At 33.2% G+C, this 17,497-nt stretch carries 15 protein-coding genes; 12 read left to right on the plus strand and 3 right to left on the minus strand.

Annotated elements, in window-relative coordinates:
- Positions 1 to 5: 5 nt before the first annotated feature.
- Both GKZ88_RS21130 and GKZ88_RS21135 read right to left on the minus strand, forming a co-directional pair.
- On the minus strand, positions 6 to 674 hold the full coding sequence (locus GKZ88_RS21130) for a cytidylyltransferase (protein ID WP_155104292.1): 669 nt from the start codon (positions 672 to 674) through the stop codon (positions 6 to 8).
- Positions 675 to 751: 77 nt separating this feature from the next.
- A complete protein-coding gene (locus GKZ88_RS21135; protein ID WP_155104293.1) occupies positions 752 to 1,177 on the minus strand; it encodes an adenylyltransferase/cytidyltransferase family protein in 426 nt (141 codons plus the stop codon).
- A 449-nt stretch (positions 1,178 to 1,626) separates the two neighbouring features.
- Here GKZ88_RS21135 and GKZ88_RS21140 point away from each other — a divergent pair, with 449 nt between their 5' ends.
- From GKZ88_RS21140 to GKZ88_RS21155, 4 genes are all read left to right on the plus strand, one after another.
- Positions 1,627 to 2,592, plus strand: coding sequence for a T9SS C-terminal target domain-containing protein (locus GKZ88_RS21140; protein ID WP_155104294.1), 966 nt, complete (start codon positions 1,627 to 1,629; stop codon positions 2,590 to 2,592).
- A gap of 93 nt (positions 2,593 to 2,685) precedes the next feature.
- On the plus strand, positions 2,686 to 4,548 hold the full coding sequence (locus GKZ88_RS21145) for an ABC-F family ATP-binding cassette domain-containing protein (RefSeq protein ID WP_347343905.1): 1,863 nt from the start codon (positions 2,686 to 2,688) through the stop codon (positions 4,546 to 4,548).
- A gap of 113 nt (positions 4,549 to 4,661) precedes the next feature.
- Positions 4,662 to 5,132 (plus strand): FKBP-type peptidyl-prolyl cis-trans isomerase, encoded by a 471-nt coding sequence (locus tag GKZ88_RS21150; protein WP_155104295.1) that lies wholly within the window; start codon positions 4,662 to 4,664, stop codon positions 5,130 to 5,132.
- A 23-nt stretch (positions 5,133 to 5,155) separates the two neighbouring features.
- Entirely contained in the window at positions 5,156 to 5,947 is a 792-nt protein-coding gene (locus GKZ88_RS21155; RefSeq protein WP_155104296.1) for a class I SAM-dependent methyltransferase, read from the plus strand.
- Between the two features lie 53 nt (positions 5,948 to 6,000).
- Here the strand turns inward: GKZ88_RS21155 and GKZ88_RS21160 are convergent, their stop codons facing one another.
- Entirely contained in the window at positions 6,001 to 6,666 is a 666-nt protein-coding gene (locus tag GKZ88_RS21160; protein ID WP_155104297.1) for a DUF6565 domain-containing protein, read from the minus strand.
- A gap of 305 nt (positions 6,667 to 6,971) precedes the next feature.
- On the opposite strand from GKZ88_RS21160, the gene GKZ88_RS21165 reads away from it, so the two are divergent.
- From GKZ88_RS21165 to GKZ88_RS21200, 8 genes are all read left to right on the plus strand, one after another.
- Positions 6,972 to 7,679: an ABC transporter ATP-binding protein gene (locus GKZ88_RS21165; RefSeq protein ID WP_155104298.1), complete on the plus strand. Its 708-nt coding sequence runs from the start codon at positions 6,972 to 6,974 to the stop codon at positions 7,677 to 7,679.
- A 7-nt stretch (positions 7,680 to 7,686) separates the two neighbouring features.
- The gene (locus tag GKZ88_RS21170) at positions 7,687 to 8,250 is read left to right on the plus strand and encodes a hypothetical protein (RefSeq protein WP_155104299.1); all 564 of its coding nucleotides are present in this window, start codon (positions 7,687 to 7,689) and stop codon (positions 8,248 to 8,250) included.
- Positions 8,251 to 8,308: 58 nt separating this feature from the next.
- Positions 8,309 to 8,878 carry a cob(I)yrinic acid a,c-diamide adenosyltransferase gene (locus GKZ88_RS21175; protein WP_155104300.1) on the plus strand — a complete coding sequence of 190 codons (570 nt, stop codon included), beginning with the start codon at positions 8,309 to 8,311 and terminating at the stop codon, positions 8,876 to 8,878.
- A 283-nt stretch (positions 8,879 to 9,161) separates the two neighbouring features.
- Positions 9,162 to 9,383, plus strand: a complete 222-nt coding sequence (locus GKZ88_RS21180; RefSeq protein WP_007138072.1) for a DUF2795 domain-containing protein — start codon at positions 9,162 to 9,164, stop codon at positions 9,381 to 9,383.
- 89 nt (positions 9,384 to 9,472) lie between these two features.
- Positions 9,473 to 12,817, plus strand: coding sequence for a preprotein translocase subunit SecA (gene secA, locus GKZ88_RS21185; RefSeq protein WP_155104301.1), 3,345 nt, complete (start codon positions 9,473 to 9,475; stop codon positions 12,815 to 12,817).
- 240 nt (positions 12,818 to 13,057) lie between these two features.
- The gene (locus GKZ88_RS21190) at positions 13,058 to 13,435 is read left to right on the plus strand and encodes a hypothetical protein (RefSeq protein WP_230392573.1); all 378 of its coding nucleotides are present in this window, start codon (positions 13,058 to 13,060) and stop codon (positions 13,433 to 13,435) included.
- Positions 13,436 to 13,529: 94 nt separating this feature from the next.
- The gene (locus GKZ88_RS21195) at positions 13,530 to 15,689 is read left to right on the plus strand and encodes a TonB-dependent receptor (RefSeq protein ID WP_155104302.1); all 2,160 of its coding nucleotides are present in this window, start codon (positions 13,530 to 13,532) and stop codon (positions 15,687 to 15,689) included.
- 91 nt (positions 15,690 to 15,780) lie between these two features.
- On the plus strand, positions 15,781 to 17,379 hold the full coding sequence (locus GKZ88_RS21200; protein WP_155104303.1) for a PepSY-associated TM helix domain-containing protein: 1,599 nt from the start codon (positions 15,781 to 15,783) through the stop codon (positions 17,377 to 17,379).
- Positions 17,380 to 17,497 lie beyond the last annotated feature (118 nt).

A 17,497-nucleotide genomic window follows, 5' to 3' on the forward strand; every position in this document is an offset into this window, starting at 1 on the left:
TATGCTCATATTTTTTTAAAAAAATCACTTCCTTTACTATAGATTTGCTCAGCTATAAAAAAATCTAAAGGAGTATCAATATCCAAACCTTCGATTTCATCGGTAACTTGAAATAGCGGATTTAATCCAACTATATTTTTATATTTAATAAGAGCTTCGCGCGAAATTAAGTTCAAACCAAAGTTCAATGCCATAATATCAGGCAAATTTTGACTATTTGGTTGTTTATCTCTTTCATAATTTATTGGATTTCCATCTTGCCATAAAAATTCTTTTATACTGGAAACTGTTGCTAAACAATCATATATATCAGTTGCAATAAAACTCTCTATTGATTTTTCGATAGTAGAAGGAAGAATAAAAGGTGTTGTGCAAGGGCAATACGCAAAAATATCCGTTTTAGTTACCAATCCTAAATGTTGCAAAAACTCGCTATTTGTGCATTTAGACGAAGCATAATAATCTTCTCGGCGGTGATATGAAATTCCTTTGGATTTTGCAATTTCAATAGCTTCATCTGAATCCGTATTTACAATGATTTCATCAAAACTTTTCACTTTCAAAAGATTATCAATTTTCAATTCCAACAAAGAAGTGTCACCAAAAGCTTTTAAATTTTTATTTTTAACTCTTTCTGAACCAATTCTAACAGGGATAACGGCCGTAATTTTCATAATTTATTGTATATTCAGTCTCAAGAATCCAGCTTTTATTACAAGGGTAACAATGCTAAATATTTCACTACTTATTTTTACATAACTCTTTTTAGTTCCTTAACCGCAACCTCTTTCCTCAAACCACTACTAGAAAAACGGTGATCTCTTGTATTAAAATACAATTCGATACCTTTTTCTTCGCAATACGCTCTTCCCGAAAAGTTTTTATCTTTATACTCGTCTCCAAGTATGCGAACATCAATTTTAAAAGCACGTAAAATATCATCTAGATCTTGCTCTGTTGCATAAGGAACAATTTCATCAACAAATTTACAGCCTTTTAATTGTATATATCTTTCAACCACAGTTTGTGTTGGGCTATTTTTTTCTGGACGATCCAAAGTCGGATCTGTTTGTAAACCAACGATTAAATAATCGCACTTACGTTTTGCTTCTTCCAACATTTTAATATGACCAGCATGCAAAAGATCAAATGCACTAAATGTGATTCCTATTTTCATATTTTTTTAAATATTTTTTCTGCAATTTATATTTGTTTTCAACACACGGCTTCGCCGTTCCAACTCCCAAAATTTGAAAGCAGAAAATTCACATTAGCGGCAAATATATTGACAAATTTTAAGTTTTTTTTATCAAATAATACTTTAACAAAGTCACTAAAAAAATCAAACTTAAAAACAATTCACTAACAATCAGTAGATTAAACAAAGAAAAGCAAGAATACCCTTCTAATTTTTTTGCAAAAATACATTTCTAAATTGAATACTGAAAGGTATAAAGAAAGAATTGTCTTAACTTAACAAACATTAACCGTACTGTAGCAGTAACAGATAACAGTGTAATTTTTAAAAAATTGCATTTTATTAAGTTATTATTTTGAAGAATTTTCGAATATTTTCAGGATATTAAAAATTACTTTTGCTTAATCAATTGAATTGCATATTTATAAATGAAAAAATTAATTTTCTTTTTCTTATTGGTTTTTAATTCAGGCTTTTCTCAAATAACTGGCTGTACTGATTCTCTTGCAAGCAATTATGATGAAACTGCTATTGTAAATAACGGAAGCTGTAAATATGAATCTTTCAAATTGAAACCAAAATATTCTTTAAAATTAAACGACACAATCAAAGAAACTTCTGGGTTAATTTCATTTGACAATTTGCTTTGGACACACAATGATGATCATGACGTTCATATTTATGGATTAGATACTTTGGGCAAAATTCAAAAAAGAATTATCTTAAATAAGGTCACAAACCATGATTGGGAAGAGATTTCACAGGACAGCTCTCATATTTACATTGGTGATTTTGGAAATAACGCTGCCGGAAACAGAAACGATCTAAATATTTTAAAGATCGGTAAAAAAACTTTTTTAGACGAAAAACCAATAATCGACAAAATTTCATTCACTTATTCAAATCAAACTGATTTTTCACCCCAAAAACCAAATACAACAAATTTTGACTGTGAAGCTTTTATAGTGACCAAAGACAGTATTTTTCTTTTTACTAAACAATGGAAATCATCAAAAACCAGTGTTTATACTTTGCCAAATCAACCTGGAAATCATACCGCACAGTTAAAGCAAACATTGGACACCAAAGGTCTGGTGACTGGTGCAGTTTATATGGAATCAAAAAAACTTATTGTTCTTTGTGGCTATTCAAAACTTGGAAAGCCTTTTCTTTATCTATTATACGATTTCAAGAATAATGATTTTCTATCTGGAAACAAACGCAGAATTGACCTTCAGCTTTCTTTTCATCAAATAGAAGGAATTACAACAACAGATGGGCTCCATTATTATATAACAAACGAAACATTGATTCGGAAACCAATTATAAATGTTCCTGCACAAATTCATTATTTAGATTTGAGTCCCGTTCTAAATTCCTATGTTCACAAATAATTCGCAAATGGGCAGATAATAGTTTACTTTTGCAAAAAAGTTGTGATTTTCAAATTAATCACGACTTATAATTTATAACTTATAATTTACAAAGTGAATTACTTATCTGTAGAAAATATATCGAAATCTTTTGGCGAAAGAGTTCTTTTTGACAACATCTCTTTTGGAATAAATAAAGACCAAAAAATTGCTTTTATTGCCAAAAACGGTTCTGGAAAAACAACCATTATGAGCATTATTAATGGCTTAGACGAACCAGATACAGGTCAGGTTGTTTTAAGAAAAGGAATCAGAATGGCATTTCTTTCGCAAGACAATAATCTTCAGGATGAACTTACAATCGAAGAAAGTATTTTCGCTTCAGACAATGAAACACTTAAGATAATTGAAGCTTACGAAAAAGCGCTAGAAAACCCAAATGATGAAGAAGCTTATCAAAAAGCTTTTGACGGAATGGATCAGCATAATGCATGGGATTTTGAGACACAGTACAAACAAATTTTGTTCAAATTAAAACTGGAAGATTTCAAACTTAAAGTAAAAAATCTTTCGGGAGGACAAAAAAAACGTCTCTCTCTGGCTATCATACTAATCAATCGCCCAGATTTATTGATTCTGGATGAGCCTACCAACCATTTAGATCTTGAGATGATCGAATGGCTTGAAAGCTATTTTACCAAAGAAAATATCACCTTGTTTATGGTAACGCACGACCGTTTCTTTTTAGAACGTGTGTGTAACGAAATTATCGAGCTTGACAACGGAAAATTATACCAATACAAAGGAAACTATTCTTATTATTTAGAGAAAAAAGAAGAACGAATTACCTCTGAAAACGCTAGTGTTGACAAAGCTAAAAACTTATTTGTAAAAGAATTAGAATGGATGCGCCGTCAACCAAAAGCGAGAACAACCAAATCTAAATCGCGTCAGGACGATTTCTACGTAATTAAAGAAAAAGCGCAAAGCCGTAGAAAAGAAAATAAAGTTGAACTTGAAATCAATATGGAAAGAATGGGAAGCAAAATTATTGAGCTTCACAAACTTTCTAAAAAATTCAAGGACAAAGTTATTCTGGATCATTTTAGTTTTGATTTTCAGCGTGGTGAAAGAATTGGAATTATTGGTAAAAATGGAACTGGAAAATCAACTTTCTTAAATCTTTTGACAGGAACAATTCCGCCAGACAGTGGCCGTGTTGTAAAAGGAGATACTATCAAAATTGGATATTACACACAAAGCGGAATTAATCCGAAACCAGGACAGCGCGTTATTGACATTATTAAAGAATACGGAGAATATATTCCGTTAGCAAAAGGGAAAATTATTTCGGCTTCACAGCTGTTGGAGCGTTTTCTTTTTGATGCAAAAAAGCAATACGATTATGTTGAAAAATTAAGCGGTGGTGAATTAAAACGTTTGTATTTATGTACGGTTTTAATTCAGAATCCGAACTTTTTGATTCTTGATGAGCCGACAAACGACTTGGATATTGTAACGCTAAATGTTTTGGAAAGCTTTCTTTTAGATTATCCAGGATGTTTATTGGTAGTTTCTCACGACCGTTATTTCATGGATAAAATTGTTGACCATTTATTTATCTTCAGAGGACAGGGCGAAATCGAGAATTTCCCCGGAAACTACTCTGATTTCAGAGCCTATGAAGACAGTGCTGATGTTGCCCAAAAAGAAGAAAACAAAGCTGAAAAGAAAGATTGGAAACAAAATAATCCTACTGGAAATTTAAGCTTCAATGAGCAAAAAGAATATCAAAAACTAGAAAGAGAGATCAAAGATCTAGAAATCGAAAAGTCTAAAATCGAACAGTTATTCTCTGACGGAAAAGTAGCTGATGCTGACATTGAGAAAAAAGCAAATGAACTGCAAAACATTATAAATAAAATTGACTCAAAAGAGGAACGATGGTTTGAGCTTTCAGCTAAGATTGAGGGATAGTTTTTTTTTGTTTTAGGTTTCAAGTTTATAATTGTTAAAAACAAGCCAAATAACTTAGACTAAAAAACGAATTAAATATATTTACCGATATTAAAAAAAATTTAAACACCACAATGAAACATTTATTATCTGCACTATTTGCTCTTACACTTTTTATTTCTTGTAACAGTTCTGATAAAGATTTGAATACACCTCCTAAGGATTATTCAGCAGAAAATGACAAAGAAATTATTGATTATTTAGCTAAAAATAATTTAACTGCTAAAAAAACAGAATCAGGTTTGTATTATATAATTACTGAGCCTGGAACGGGTAAACAACCTACCGCAACATCGTCTGTAACTGTTGCGTATAAAGGATATTTAACTAACGGAAAAACATTTGATCAAAGCACTACCGCAGGAGCTACTTTTCCATTAAACAAAGTCATTGCCGGATGGACAGAAGGAATCCCATTATTCAAAGAAGGTGGTAACGGAGTACTTTTGATTCCAGCGCATCTAGCATACGGCGATAACAATGTTGGCTCAATACCAGCCGGATCCGTTTTAATTTTTGATGTTAAATTAATTTCTGTAAACTAATTACAGAACTATAGCGTTTCAAAATGTTATTTCAAGTAAAATCATATCTAAAATTCCTTTGGAAATCTAAAAACGAACATGCCGTTCACTCGCCTTTTGTTTTTAATTTACTTACGAAGTGCTTTTACGATAAGAAATCTAAACCCGAATATTCGATTCTGAAAAAGTATCGAAAATCACTTTTAGAAAATAAAAAATTTATCGAAGTAACTGATTTTGGCGCAGGCTCAAAAGTCTTTAAATCAAATCGAAGACAAATCGCGAAAATTGCATCAACAGCTGGAATTTCTTCAAAACGAGCCGAATTATTATTCCGTGTTACCAATTACTTTCAGCCTCACAATATTCTTGAAATAGGAACTTCTTTGGGTTTAGCAACCGCAGCTTTAGCTTTAGGAAATAAAAAAGCAAAAGTTATTACATTAGAAGGCTGTCGAAATACAGCAAATGTTGCCCAAAATCAATTAACCGAATTTGATTGTCATAATGCAGATTCAATTGTAACAGAATTTGACGACTATCTTCAAGATATTCAGTTGAGACTGAAAACTGAGACTGAAACTTTCGATTTAATATACTTCGATGGCAACCATTCAAAAAATGCAACTTTAAAGTATTTTGATCTTTTATTGCCTACTATTGAGAATGATTCAGTTTGGATTTTTGATGACATTCATTGGTCTCAAGAAATGGAGGAAGCATGGGAGATTATTAAAAATCATCCAAAAGTAACGGTAACAATTGATACCTTTCAATGGGGATTTGTATTTTTTAGATACGAACAGGAAAAAGAACATTTTATAATTAGAACATAAAAAAAGACGATCAGAAGTGATCGTCTTTTTTACTAATTCAAAATTTTAAAAACTTATTTTTTTGCGTCTCTATTTTCTTCAGACTTCGCTCCCATTCTGTTAACGGTGTACATTGGAGCAAATTTAATTTTTAAACCGGCAATTTTTCTATTGTCCTCAGCAGTCAAACCTTCTTTTTCAACTGTATTTTTTCGGCTATCCAATGCTTCATACAATAATTTAACTTCATCCCAGTCTTCTCTAGAGTAATTATCTTTATTATTTTCAACCGTATGAACAAATTGCTGGTATACACTATGAATATTTTGGGCATTTACCCAAGAAAAACTCATATCATCTCCAATTTTTCCTTCACCAAACAAAGCATTACGCAATTGCTGTTTAGGACTTGGAGCTGGTGGTGGCGGGGCAAAAACGGCGGTCATTTCTTTTTTAAATTCTTCGTATTTAACTTTACTTGTATTTACTTTTTCAGTTGCTGCTGTTTTATCTTTTAAATCTGCTAAAGCCAATTCAGCTTCTTGTGCTCTTCTGTCATATTCAGCATCAACACTTTTCCAGTCGGCTTTCAAATCTTCCGCTGCAACATTTTTAACTGAATCAACGTAGGAAACGTAAGAGTCTACAGTTTTTTGTGCCTTTTCTTGTTTTTCATCTTTACACGACGTAAAACTCAAAACGATCAATGCTATTCCTGATAATAATTGTATTCTTTTCATAATTCTGATTATTTTAATTAATAGATAAACAAATGTACCTAAACCATAATCTAAAAAATTACATTATTATCACCTTTCAAATATTAAAAACATCATAAAACTATAAAACATCAAAAATAATGATATTAATATAAAATTTATTTAAAATCATATAACGACTTACTTACTAAAACAATGTATAATTTTGGTTAGCTAAATGCATTTTGAAAACGAAAGAGATTTTTGTAACAAAAACCAATAATCTACTACTTATCAATTTTATTGAAAAGTGTTTTGTACTTTTAAAACCAAAATTGTAAAACAAAATGGCAAATCCATTAATTAAAATAACTGACATCAAACGAAATTTTGTACTTGGAAACGAAATTGTTTATGTCTTAAAAGGAATTAATCTTGAAATAAATAAAGGAGAATATGTTGCATTGATGGGACCTTCTGGATCCGGAAAATCAACTTTAATGAATTTGCTAGGCTGTCTGGACACGCCAACTTCGGGACGATACGTTTTAAATGGAAAAGATGTCAGCCAAATGCGTGATGATGAATTGGCCGGAATCAGAAACACTGAAATTGGCTTTGTTTTTCAAACTTTTAATCTTTTGCCAAGAACAACGGCTTTAGATAATGTAGCGCTGCCAATGATTTACGCCGGATATTCAAAATCGGACAGAAATACAAGAGCTGTTGAAGTTTTAAGTCAAGTAAATCTTGCGGACAGAATGGATCACCAGCCAAATCAGCTTTCTGGAGGACAGCGTCAGCGTGTTGCCATTGCCCGCGCTTTAGTAAACAAACCGTCGATTATTTTAGCCGATGAACCAACAGGAAACTTAGACAGTAAAACTTCTGTAGAAATCATGAAGCTTTTTGGAGATATTCACGCTCAAGGAAACACTGTTATTCTAGTAACGCATGAGGAAGATATTGCAGCTTATGCGCATCGCGTTATTCGTTTGCGTGACGGCTTAATTGAAAGTGACACGACCAAAGAATTTCAAACAAATAAGATTTAGAAAATAAATGCGAATCATAAAATGTTTTGTACTTGTCTTTTTGGTTTTGACATCATGTAAAAATGTTACAAAAAAAGAGAATCAATATCCTGTATTACCACCAAAAGCACCCATAACAAAAATATTTTGGCTTAAGGATAAAACTGTCAATATAAAAATAGACTCTACTCTATCCTATTCTAAAGATATTAAATGTGACTCTGTAATTGGAGTAAATTATATAGGTTTTGCGGGCGAGCATTTTTTTTATCCTATTAATGAAAAAGGAAGATATATAAATACCATCAGTCAAACAAAAAAACTTAATCAGAAACAGATTTCAAGATTAAGTGCAATCATTGCAAATAAAAAAACATATAAAAACCCAAATATTGCAGGTTGTTACGAACCAAGACTTGCATTTATATATTTTAAAAACGACACTGTTATTTGCCAAACGCAAATTTGTTTGAGCTGTAACCAGCTTCATTCTTCCGCAAATATTGCTGATGGAGCTGATGGCAATCTCAATAAAGAAGCTGTTAAAAAATTAACCGAACTACATGACGAACTCGGTTTCAAAGAAAACTAAAAAAACTAAACAACTGAGCACCTCAGTCCCGAAGCTTCGGGATAGCATCTTAAAAAAAATGAAAGTATATACCAAAACAGGTGATAAAGGAACAACGGCTCTTTTTGGAGGCACACGCGTTCCTAAAGATCATATCAGAATTGACAGTTATGGAACTGTTGATGAATTAAATTCGTATATCGGATTAATTCGGGATCAAGAAATGGATTCTCATTACAAAACCATTTTAATCGAAATTCAGGATCGTCTTTTTACTGTTGGTGCCATTTTGGCAACTCCTCAAGAAAAAGAAGTTTTAAAAAACGGAGAACTTCGCTTAAAAAATCTCGGCATAATTGATTCAGATATAGAATTGCTCGAAAACGAAATAGATAAAATGGAAGAAAGCCTTCCGCCAATGACTCATTTTGTTTTGCCCGGCGGTCATCCTACTGTGTCACATTGTCATATAGCACGTTGTATCTGTCGTCGCGCAGAGCGTTTGGCAGTGCATTTGAGCCATAATGAACACGTTCCAGAAATAGCAATCAAGTACTTAAACCGACTTTCTGACTACCTTTTTGTCTTGGCACGGAAGTTGTCGTTTGACTTAAAAGCGGAGGAAGTGAAATGGATACCTAGGAAATAAATTTCCTTAAAATTTCAATTTTTTGAAATCCCAAATTCCAAAGAATAAAAAATAAATTCTTTTGAATTTTTAAAGAAAAATGAAGTTCTAAAAAAAGGAATTTGGAATTTAAATAATTGAAAATTGATTATCATTTATTGAGATTTCACTTGCCTTTTAGGGAATTTGGAATTTAAATTTTGGGATTTAAACAGGACGTTCTTAAATTTTATTAAAATAAATCAAAATTTACTTGTCTTTTTCAGTAAAAAATTTATTTTTGCACAAACTAAACAGATAACAGATGTATTGGACATTAGAATTAGCATCTTATTTAAGTGATGCGCCATGGCCTGCTAACAAAGATGAACTTATTGACTACGCTATTAGAGCTGGTGCTCCATTAGAAGTAGTAGAAAACCTTCAGTCAATCGAAGATGAAGGCGAGATATATGAATCAATGGAAGAAATTTGGCCTGATTATCCAACAGACGAAGATTATCTTTGGAATGAGGATGAATATTAAAAAATAAACCAAAGGAAAAAGTCTCATCACAGAGACTTTTTTTTTGGTTCAAAATACAACATTATATAATAAAGAAATACTAATAAATCATGAGTTTCATAAACAGTATTATTAAAGTCTTTGTAGGTGATAAATCACAAAAAGATGTCAAAGCTTTACAACCTTACTTAAACAAAATTAAAACATTCGAAACCAGCCTAATGAGTTTGTCTCACGACGAATTAAGAGCTAGAACCGTTTATTTTAAAGACAGAATAAAAGAAGCCAGAGCTGACAAAGATGCTAAAATTGCTGCGCTTAAAGCGGAAGTAGAAAACATCGAAGACATCGACAAAAGAGAAGATCTTTATGATGCTATAGATGCTCTTGAAAAAGAAGCTTATGAAATCTCTGAAAAAACTTTATTGGAAATTCTTCCAGAAGCGTTTTCTGTAGTAAAAGAAACAGCGCGCCGTTTTAAAGAAAACTCTTTTATCGAAGTTACTGCAACTCCAAGAGACCGTGAATTTTCTGCAACAAAACCGTACATTACTATTGACGGAGAAAAATCTGTTTGGGCTAACAAATGGAATGCTGCCGGAAAAGATATTACTTGGGACATGATTCACTATGATGTTCAGTTAATTGGCGGAATGGTATTGCACGAAGGTAAAGTTGCCGAAATGCAGACTGGGGAAGGTAAAACTTTGGTTGCTACTCTTCCACTTTACTTAAATGCTTTGACTGGAAATGGAGTTCACTTAGTAACGGTGAATGACTACTTAGCAAAACGTGACAGCACATGGAAAGCGCCATTATTCGAATTCCACGGTTTATCTGTTGACTGTATCGACAATCACCAGCCAAGTACAGAACAAAGAAAAAAAGCATACGATGCTGATATCACTTACGGAACCAACAACGAATTTGGTTTTGACTACTTAAGAGATAACATGGCACACTCGCCAAGCGATTTAGTTCAAAGAAAACACAATTATGCAATTGTCGATGAGGTCGATTCTGTATTAATTGATGATGCTAGAACACCGCTTATTATTTCAGGACCAGTTCCTCAGGGAGATCGTCATGAGTTTAATGAATTGAAACCAAAAATCGAAAACTTAGTTGCACAACAACGTCAGTTAGCAAATGGTTTCTTGGCAGAAGCTAAAAAATTAATCAAAGAAGGAAATACTAAAGAAGGCGGATTCTTATTATTAAGAGCTTACAGAAGTTTACCTAAAAATAAAGCATTAATTAAATTTTTGAGTGAAGAAGGAATTAAACAATTACTTCAAAAAACCGAAAATCATTACATGCAGGATAACAATCGCGAAATGCATAAAGTGGATGAAGCTTTGTATTTTGTGATTGAAGAAAAAAACAATCAGGTAGAATTGACAGATAATGGTATCCAATATCTTTCAGGAGATACTGATGCAGATTTCTTCGTTTTACCAGACATCGGAACAGAAATCGCTGCAATCGAAAAACAAAAGTTAGACAAAGACGCTGAAGCGGAAGCTAAAGAAAGATTATTCCAAGATTTTGGAGTAAAAAGCGAACGTATTCACACTTTGACGCAGCTTTTAAAAGCGTATGCTCTTTTTGAAAAAGATGTAGAATACGTTATCATGGACAACAAAATTATGATTGTCGATGAGCAGACAGGTCGTATCATGGACGGACGTCGTTATTCTGACGGTCTTCACCAAGCGATCGAAGCGAAAGAAAACGTAAAAATCGAGGCCGCTACACAAACTTTTGCTACAGTTACATTACAGAATTATTTCAGAATGTACAGCAAGTTAGGTGGTATGACTGGTACAGCGGTTACAGAAGCTGGCGAGTTATGGCAGATTTACAAATTAGATGTTGTTGAAATTCCAACTAACCGTGGCATTTCAAGAATTGACAAAGAAGATTATATCTATAAAACTACACGTGAGAAATTCAATGCTGTTATTGAAGACGTTACTGAATTATCACAAGCTGGAAGACCCGTATTAATTGGAACAACTTCTGTAGAGATTTCAGAATTATTAAGCCGTATGCTTAAAATGAGAGGAATCACGCACAACGTATTGAATGCTAAAATGCACAAGCAAGAGGCACAAATCGTTGAAGAAGCTGGTAAAGCTGGAGTTGTAACAATTGCAACAAACATGGCTGGTCGTGGTACCGATATTAAATTATCTCCAGAGGTTAAAGCTGCGGGAGGTTTAGCAATCGTGGGTACAGAACGTCATGATTCACGTCGTGTTGACAGACAGTTACGTGGTCGTTCTGGTCGTCAGGGAGATCCAGGAAGTTCTCAATTCTATGTTTCTCTTGAAGATAACTTAATGCGTTTATTCGGTTCTGAAAGAGTTGCGAAAGTGATGGACAGAATGGGATTACAGGAAGGTGAAGTTATTCAGCATTCTATGATGACTAAATCTATCGAACGTGCTCAGAAAAAAGTAGAAGAAAACAACTTTGGTGTTCGTAAACGTTTATTAGAATATGATGACGTTATGAACTCACAGCGTGAAGTAGTTTACAAACGCCGTCGTCACGCATTATTTGGTGAGCGTTTGAAACTGGATATTGCTAATATGCTTTATGATACTTGCGAATTAATCGTAAGCAATACTAAATTAACCAATGACTTTAAAGGATTTGAATTTGATTTAATTCGTTATTTCGGAATCACTTCTCCAATTTTGGAAGCCGATTTTGTAAAATTAACTGATATTGAAGTTACAGGAAAAGTATATAAAGAAGCTTTAGCATTCTATACTGAAAAAACAGAAAGAAGCGCAAGAGAAGCTTTCCCAATTATTAGAGGAGTTTATGAAGAGCCAAACAATCATTTTGAAAGAATCGTTGTTCCTTTTACAGACGGAATCAAAACTTTGAATGTTGTAACAGATTTGAAAAAAGCATATGATAGCCAAGGTGCTCAATTAATCGCTGATTTCGAGAAAAACATTACACTTTCTATTGTTGATGAAGCTTGGAAAAAACACTTACGCAAAATGGACGAATTGAAACAATCTGTTCAATTAGCTGTTCACGAACAAAAAGATCCATTGCTTATCTACAAATTAGAAGCTTTCAACTTGTTTAGAGGAATGTTAGACAACGTTAATAAAGAGGTTATTTCATTCTTGTTCAAAGGTGATTTACCAGCTCAAAACGTTACTTCTGAAATTCACGAAGCTAGAGAAGTTCGTCAGCAAGAAAATTTTCAATTAAGCAAAGACGAAATTCCTAACAGCGAAAGTATGAACCGTGAAGCTGGAGAAACACAACAGCGTCAGGTTACAGAAACTATTGTGAGAGATATGCCAAAAATCAACAGAAATGATACAGTTACTGTTCAAGAAGTTGCAACTGGCAAAACGGAAGAAATGAAATTCAAAAAAGCAGAAACTTTATTAGCTTCTGGAGCTTGGGTTTTAGTTAAATAATTTTTTTTTAGTATTCAGTCGCAATCTCAGTTTTCAGACTAATACTCAAATTACATATCAAACCCGACAGGTTTTTAAAACCTGTCGGGTTTATTTATTTAAAAAAGTTTCTAGTTTCGCATTGAGACTGAAAACTGAGACTGAGGCTAAAAAAAGACTTTTTTATACAAAATGACAAAAATCGTTCTTGTAAATAATATTTATAATGTATTTTTGCTCTCGAAAACAACGAAACACATTTTGAAACGACTTTTCGTCATATTTCTTTCCTGCATGCTATTAGTACCTTCTTTTGGCAGTTTCTTTGTTTATACCTCATTCAAATTAAATCAGGAAGAAATCTCGAAAACAATTTGTGTGCAGCGTAAAATGGTTTTCAACACCTGTAACGGCCGTTGTGAACTTCAAAAAAGCTTAAAAAAATACGCTGACAACGAAAAAAGAATGCAAAACAATCTGAAAGAAAAAGCAGAAGTTATTTACATTCAGGCTTCTATTTCAAATAATTTCAAATTAACAGCACTTATCGAATCAGAAGCAAAAAACTTCGCTTCTTTTAATAAAAAACCTATTGGAATAGCAAATTCCACTTTTCACCCTCCATCCTATTTTATATAAATTTTTAAACTCGCTTTTCAGCAAAAACTGAAAGCTTTTTCTGTGGCCTCAAGCCAAAGAATATCGGTTACTTTTAAAATTTATATAATTTAAAATGAAAAAAATATACTTTACCCTATTGATTATAGGGCAATGTGTTTTTGCGCAAAACAAAACAGAGCAAGACACAACAAAATCACAAGAGCTTGAAAACGTTTTTATAACTGCCAATCGTACAGCAACTTTAAGAAAAGAAACGCCCGTTGCCATAAGCAAACTAAATGCAAAAACGATTAACGAAACCAAAGCAACTGCGGTTTACGAAATCATAAACAAAACTCCTGGCGTTTTGATGGTAAATTTAGGAAACGAACAGCATATGATGTCTATTCGCCAGCCTATGACAACAAATGCTTACTATTTATATTTGGAAGACGGATTGCCAATTCGCCCTATGGGAATTTTTAATCATAATGCATTATTGGAAATAAACCAATACAATCTGCAGAGTATTGAAGTGGTTAAAGGTCCTGTTTCTTCATTATACGGGCCTGAAGCTGTTGGCGGTACTATTAATTTGATTTCGCTGAAACCACCCGTTGATCCAGAATTTAAATTTGGAATTCAGGCTGATAATTATGGCTACAGAAGATTTCAGGCTGCCGGCGGCGCAACAATCGGAAAAGTAGGATTTCATATTGCAGGGATTTCAAGTCTGCAGGAAAATGGATGGATGACCTATTCTGATTATAACAAAGACAATCTGAATGCAAGAATTGATTACCAAATCTCACCTTCTACCCGATTGATCAGCAACACGATGTACGGAAAATATTATTCGGATATGAGCGGTTCAGTAAATGAAAACGATTTTAACAACAGAACTTACAAAAGCACTTCTGATTTTACCTATAGAAAATCCGATGCTTTACGGACACGACTGACGCTGGAACATGACTGGAATAATACTTCAAGCAGTTATATCACGGCTTATCTTCGCGATAATAAATTAGGCCAAAATCCCTCATACGGAATTAAATGGAGTCCAACAGTGAATCCGACCACAGCTAAAGGCGAAGTAAATTCAAATAATTTCAAAAGCTACGGCGCGATTGGACAGCATACTCAAAAATTTGATTTTCTGAATACCAAAATTGTTGCCGGCGCTTTATACGATTATTCTCCTGTAACGTATTGGTCGTATGTAATTGATTTAAAAGCCAATTTAAATCCGGGAGATCCAGGAAAACAAACTGTCAATTCGTATGAAATTATTGCCGAGCATCCAGATTCTAAATTGGCAGATTATACAGCCGATATTTTTAATACGGCCGGTTATGCGCAAATCAGTTTTAATCCAATCGAAAAATTAATTATTACGCTTGGCGGTCGTTACGACAATATGAAAGTGAATTATAACAATGCTATTGATCTTTCGTCTGGAAGCAAAATGTATGACAAAGCAACTTTTAAAGCTGGAGCAAATTACAATCCAACAGCATTTGCAGGATTTTATGGGAATTATTCTCAAGGTTTTGCACCTCCAGGAATTACTTCAATTTTTAGAGCTAAACCAGGAACCGGAGGAACAACAGGTGTTCCAGCCGAATTTTATTACAACCTAAAACCAGCTGATTTTGACAACTATGAAATTGGCGGATGGCTGTCATTTTTAGAAAACAAACTGAATTTTGATTATGCTTTCTATTACATGGAAGGCAAAAATGAGTTATTAAACATAAAACTGCCAGATAATTCAACAGATTATCGTTCGGCTGGAGAAACGCGCCACAAAGGAATTGAGTTTGGAGGTTCATACAGACCATCAAAGCAATTCAACATTCGCCTAGGCGGAACTTATGCACAGCATACTTACATTGATTTCAAACTTTCCGACAAACCATCAGATCCTATTCAGGATTTGAATGGAAAAGAAATGCCGTCAGCGCCAAAATGGTCAGGAAATTCAGAAGTAAGTTATTACCCAAACTGGCTTCCAAATTTAAGAACATCTTTAGAATGGCAGCTGGTAGGCAGTTATTACCAAGATCAGATTAATACGGTAAAATATGACGGTTACAATATATTCAATGCCAGAATTGGTTACCAATGGAAAAAAATTGAGGTTTACGGAAATGTATTGAATCTTACCGATAAATTATATGCCTATAATGTTTCAAGAACCAATTCCGCAGATGCACAGCCCACTTATACGGCAGCAGCGCCGAGAACTTTTGTATTTGGAATCCAATATAATTTTTCATTAAAAAAATAATATTTAGCCACAGATTTTAAGGATTAAAAAGATTCCTTAATGATGAAAATCCGTTTAATCTGTGAAATCTGTGGCAAAAAAAAAGGAACTAATGAGTAAAGAAACAAACAAAAAATCTTCGAAGAAGAAAGATTCTAAAATCGTAAAAAAAATCAAACAGCACATGTACAAATGGCATCGTGTTATTGGATTAATTACGATTATTCCTGTAATTTTTTGGACATTCTCTGGTTTAATGCATCCGTTTATGGCGCATTTTTTCAAACCAGAAATTGCGCATGACAAGATCGAACAGCAAATTATTGACAAAAGCCAGTTGCATTATTCTATTCAGGAAGTTTTGCTGAAAAACGAAATATCGCAATTCAAAAATTTCAGAATTGTAACTTTCAATAATGCTACTTATTATCAGGTAAAAACAATTCTGGGCGAACTTTGGTATTATAATGCTTCAACTGCCAAAAAGCTGGAAAACGGAGATCAAAAATATGCCGAGTGGCTTTCACGTTATTTTTTAGATGACCAAAAAAGCGCTGTAAAAAACAGTGAAATTTTAACCGAATTTACTTCGCAATATAAATATGTAAATCGGTATTTGCCGGTTTACAAATTAAGTTTTGACCGTCCTGACGCCATGCAGGTTTATGTAGAAACTTCATCGAGCAAATTGGCAACTTACAATCCAACTTCTCGACAATTTTTCATCTGGTTTTTTGATACATTCCACAATTGGTCGTTTATAGATGCGATCAGCAATAACAGTGTCCGAATTATTACGATGATTTTTCTGTTATCTATTATTGGATTTTCAGCCTTGAGCGGTATTTTAATCTATGGTTTGCTTTGGAAACAATTCAAAAAAACGGATAGTGTAGCGCCAAAAAAAGGTTTGAGAAAATACCACCGCCAAATTGGAATCTGGGTTTCACTTTTCACGCTGACTTTTGCTTTTAGCGGTGCTTATCATGCGACGACAAAATGGGCGCCATATACTTTATCGCAAATGATTTACGAACCAACATTTGAAACAAAAGAAATTCCACTGGCAAATAACAATCTTAATTTAGACTGGAGCCGTTTTCAAAACAGCAGTCTTATCACTCTAAATGATTCTATTTATTATCGTTGTCAATTAACTGAAAAAGAAACAAAAAGGTTCAAAAAACCAAAATCAGATTCTAAATGGAATAAAAAAGAAGATCCAAAATCTGAAGTAATTTATATCAACGCAGCCACAAATCAAATTGCACCAAATATGGATCTAGAATATGCTGAATTTTTAGCATATTATTTTACCGATGGAGCGCCAAAAGCATCTTGTTGTGAAATGGTTGATACTTCTGAAGATGATTCTCAGCCTTCCTTGGAAAATGTAAAATTGTTAGAATCAAAAGTATTAACCGATTTTGAAAGCAGAGAATATGGTTTTGTAAACAAAAGGCTTCCGGTCGTAAAATTAGCTTATGACACACCCGAAAAAACAACTTATTTTATTGAGACTTCAACCTCAAGACTGGCCGCAGTTATCAATAATTCAGATAAAGTTGAAGGTTATTCTTTTGCTATTTTACATAAATTTTTATTTATGGATTGGGCTGGGAAAAACATTCGGGATTTAGCGACTGTTTTAGCTGCGCTTTCAATTTTAATCGTGAGTATTTTAGGTTTTATTCTTTTTCTGAAAAAATAAAAAAGATGCTAAGATTCTGAGCTACTAAGATTCTAAGAAAAGAAACTTAATAACTCAGAATCTTTTTCTAAATTTGATCATCAAATAATCTTAAAAATAAAGTTGAGAAAATATTTAA

Origin of the sequence: Flavobacterium sp. LC2016-01, assembly GCF_009711135.1 — a bacterium.
Lineage (GTDB): Bacteria > Bacteroidota > Bacteroidia > Flavobacteriales > Flavobacteriaceae > Flavobacterium.

What these genes read in the sequence shown, in the direction of transcription:
- GKZ88_RS21195 (WP_155104302.1), top strand. Translation starts at nt 13,530, where the DNA reads ATGAAAAAAATATACTTTACCCTATTGATTATAGGGCAATGTGTTTTT.
- GKZ88_RS21130 (WP_155104292.1), bottom strand. Translation starts at nt 674, where the DNA reads ATGAAAATTACGGCCGTTATCCCTGTTAGAATTGGTTCAGAAAGAGTT.
- secA (WP_155104301.1), top strand. Translation starts at nt 9,473, where the DNA reads ATGAGTTTCATAAACAGTATTATTAAAGTCTTTGTAGGTGATAAATCA.
- GKZ88_RS21155 (WP_155104296.1), top strand. Translation starts at nt 5,156, where the DNA reads ATGTTATTTCAAGTAAAATCATATCTAAAATTCCTTTGGAAATCTAAA.
- GKZ88_RS21150 (WP_155104295.1), top strand. Translation starts at nt 4,662, where the DNA reads ATGAAACATTTATTATCTGCACTATTTGCTCTTACACTTTTTATTTCT.
- GKZ88_RS21175 (WP_155104300.1), top strand. Translation starts at nt 8,309, where the DNA reads ATGAAAGTATATACCAAAACAGGTGATAAAGGAACAACGGCTCTTTTT.
- GKZ88_RS21200 (WP_155104303.1), top strand. Translation starts at nt 15,781, where the DNA reads ATGAGTAAAGAAACAAACAAAAAATCTTCGAAGAAGAAAGATTCTAAA.
- GKZ88_RS21170 (WP_155104299.1), top strand. Translation starts at nt 7,687, where the DNA reads ATGCGAATCATAAAATGTTTTGTACTTGTCTTTTTGGTTTTGACATCA.
- GKZ88_RS21165 (WP_155104298.1), top strand. Translation starts at nt 6,972, where the DNA reads ATGGCAAATCCATTAATTAAAATAACTGACATCAAACGAAATTTTGTA.
- GKZ88_RS21135 (WP_155104293.1), bottom strand. Translation starts at nt 1,177, where the DNA reads ATGAAAATAGGAATCACATTTAGTGCATTTGATCTTTTGCATGCTGGT.
- GKZ88_RS21160 (WP_155104297.1), bottom strand. Translation starts at nt 6,666, where the DNA reads ATGAAAAGAATACAATTATTATCAGGAATAGCATTGATCGTTTTGAGT.
- GKZ88_RS21180 (WP_007138072.1), top strand. Translation starts at nt 9,162, where the DNA reads ATGTATTGGACATTAGAATTAGCATCTTATTTAAGTGATGCGCCATGG.
- GKZ88_RS21140 (WP_155104294.1), top strand. Translation starts at nt 1,627, where the DNA reads ATGAAAAAATTAATTTTCTTTTTCTTATTGGTTTTTAATTCAGGCTTT.